Consider the following 2,932-nt stretch of genomic DNA (forward strand, 5'->3'; position numbering starts at 1 on the left):
TTTAATTTCTTTTGTTGCGGATCCGGATAACGATTTATTCCATTAGAAAACGGATTTTCATTGGCATCAAGATAAACCATATTGTGAGTAAAATCTTTATATTCATCTCGTGCAGAAGAATAAGATTTCATGCTTTTTATATTTTCTCTGATGAGATTATTGATGTTGAAATTATTCATTTTCTATAGCTTTTAATCGTAATGATACGGCATTTTTGTGAGCTTGTAAACCTTCGGCTTCCGCCATGATTTCAATTGCTTTACCTATGTTTTGAATACCTTCTTTAGATATTTTCTGGAAAGTCATTGATTTAAGAAAACTATCTAAATTTACGCCTGAATAATTTTTAGCATAACCATTTGTTGGCAGAGTATGATTGGTTCCTGATGCATAATCTCCAGCACTTTCGGGCGTATAATTCCCGATGAAAATAGATCCTGCATTTTCTATATTATCAATATAAAAATCTTCATTTTTAGTACAAATAATAAAGTGTTCTGGTCCATATTCGTTGATTAAATTTAATGCAATACTATCGTCTTCAACGTAAATTAGTTTAGAATTTTCGATAGCTTTTTGTGCTATATTTTTTCTAGGTAAAACTTCTATTTGTTTGTTGATTTCGATTTCGACTGCATTTATCAATTCTTTTGAAGTTGAAACTAAAATTACTTGACTATCGGTTCCATGTTCGGCTTGACTTAACAAATCGGAAGCGACAAAGCTTGAAATTGCTGAATCATCTGCAACAATGAATAATTCGCTTGGCCCTGCTGGCATATCGATGGCGACTCCAAATCGTGTGGCAAATTGTTTTGCAACTGTTACAAACTGATTTCCTGGTCCAAATATCTTATACACCTTTGGAATAGTTTGTGTACCAAAAGTCATTCCTGCGATGGCTTGAATCCCTCCTACTTTTAGAATTTTTGTTACACCACACAAATTGGCTGCGTATAAAATAGCAGGATTTATTTTGCCTGATTTATCTGGTGGTGAACATAGAATAATTTCTTTGCAACCAGCAATTTGAGCTGGAATAGCCAACATTAAAACTGTTGAAAACAAAGGTGCTGTTCCTCCTGGAATATATAATCCAATTTTTTGAATCGGGCGTTTTTCTTGCCAACAATTTACGCCTTCAATCGTTTCGACTTCTATTTTTGAAGTTTTTTGAGCGGTGTGAAATTTTTCAATATTCGATTTTGCTAAATCAATAGCTTGTTTTAATTCTGTTGAAACTAAAGCGATTGCTTCATTTATTTCTTCATTAGAAACTTCAAATTTTTCAATTGAAACTCCATCAAATAAAGAAGTATATTTTGTTACAGCGACATCTCCTTTTAATTTTACTTCTTTGAAGATTCCTTTTACAGTTTCTTCAATATCAGTGAAAGATTGTGTTGGCCTTTTTAGAATTTCTGACCAAGTTTCTTTTGTTGGATTGTATATTTTATTCATAACTTTTATTATTAAATAACCATTTTTTCAATTGGACAAACCAAAATTCCTTGGGCACCAGCGGCTTTCAACTGGTCTATTACGTCCCAGAACAATTCTTCATCAATAACAGAATGTACACTACTCCATCCTTCTTCGGCAAGTGGCATAACGGTTGGGCTTTTTAGAACTGGGAGAATTTTACTAATTTCAGCTATTTTATTATTAGGTGCGTTCATCAAAATATATTTAGATTTTCTAGCTTTGAGAACCGATTGAATCCTGAATTGAAGCTTGTCTAAAACCGCTTTATTTGCTAGTGATATTTTTGGAGAAACAGCTAAAACGGCTTCGCTTTTATAAATTATTTCAACTTCTTTAAGGTTGTTTTTAAATAAAGTACTTCCGCTAGAGACAATATCTACGATAGCATCTGCCAAACCAATATTGGGAGCAATTTCTACAGATCCTGATATTTCGTGCAAATCGACTTCGGTATTTTTAGATTTAAAATAATTGTTAACTGTATTTGGGTAAGAAGTCGCAACACGCAATCCTTTTAAATCCTGAATAGAATTGTATTGAAAAGTTTTAGGAACTGCGATGGATACTTTGCATTTAGAAAAGCCTAATTTTTCTGCAATTTGAATATTCCCTCCTTTTTCGACTAAAATATTATCGCCAACAATGGCAATATCTACAACACCATCAATGAGATATTGAGGAATGTCTGAATTCCGAAGAAACAAAACTTCTAAAGGAAAATTTGAAGCCGTAGCTTTCAATTGATCGTTTCCGTTATCGATAGAAACACCACAATCTTTAAGGATTTTTAAGCTATCTTCATTAAGACGACCGGATTTTTGAATTGCAATTTTTAAAGTACTCATTTTTTTTTGATTTAAATTTGGTGGATGAGTACAACTTAGAGGAAACAAAAAACCCGTTTGATGTACTCAAACGGGTTTTAGAATATTGTGATTTACACGCATACCATTAACACTTCGCCTGAGAGCAAATATGAAAATGATGATGTAATTGGTTTAGAAACATTTTTGTTTTTTTAATACATTGCAAATATATGTTCAAATAAAAATAGAAAACAAATTATTTTGTAAAATTTATTATTTTTTAATTTATTTTATGATTTAAAAGAAGTGTTTTCTCTAATTTCAGTATGACGAATTTCGCCTCCAGAAGTTCCTACAGATTTAGACATTATTACGGTAACAATTGCAATAGTTATAACTAAATAAGCAACCAAAAGCGATTTTGAATGTTTTTTATAATTAGCATACAATCCTAAAAAAGAAGCCAGTCCGAGTAAGTAAAATATTTTCATGAAACTTTCAGCCAATTCTTCATGCTCGTGAATTAAATCTTGTGAAATGCCTAAACTTTCGACAATATCCTCAGATTTTTCTCCCGTAAACATAGAGATTTTTCCCATTATCATACAAAATATAAAGATAATATAAGCTGTATTAATAAG

At 31.5% G+C, this 2,932-nt stretch carries 3 protein-coding genes and 1 pseudogene; all 4 read right to left on the minus strand.

Features of this window, described 5'->3' with window-relative positions; all coding sequences use genetic code 11:
* Positions 1-179: pseudogene (locus tag ACH2BG_RS10015) on the minus strand (histidinol-phosphate transaminase); the annotation flags it as partial.
* The gene (gene hisD / locus ACH2BG_RS10020) at positions 172-1,461 is read right to left on the minus strand and encodes a histidinol dehydrogenase (RefSeq protein WP_395047554.1); all 1,290 of its coding nucleotides are present in this window, start codon (positions 1,459-1,461) and stop codon (positions 172-174) included. The gene hisD and the pseudogene ACH2BG_RS10015, both read right to left, overlap by 8 nt.
* An 11-nt stretch (positions 1,462-1,472) precedes the next feature.
* Positions 1,473-2,330: an ATP phosphoribosyltransferase gene (hisG, locus tag ACH2BG_RS10025; RefSeq protein ID WP_395047555.1), complete on the minus strand. Its 858-nt coding sequence runs from the start codon at positions 2,328-2,330 to the stop codon at positions 1,473-1,475.
* 251 nt (positions 2,331-2,581) lie between these two features.
* On the minus strand, positions 2,582-2,932 hold a 351-nt coding region (locus ACH2BG_RS10030; protein ID WP_395047556.1), incomplete at its 5' end, for a hypothetical protein.

The sequence above is a fragment of the Flavobacterium sp. genome, assembly GCF_043779715.1.
Lineage (GTDB): Bacteria > Bacteroidota > Bacteroidia > Flavobacteriales > Flavobacteriaceae > Flavobacterium.

Excerpts from the sequence above, each read along its gene's own strand:
- hisD (WP_395047554.1), bottom strand. The coding sequence starts at position 1,461 with ATGAATAAAATATACAATCCAACAAAAGAAACTTGGTCAGAAATTCTA.
- hisG (WP_395047555.1), bottom strand. The coding sequence starts at position 2,330 with ATGAGTACTTTAAAAATTGCAATTCAAAAATCCGGTCGTCTTAATGAA.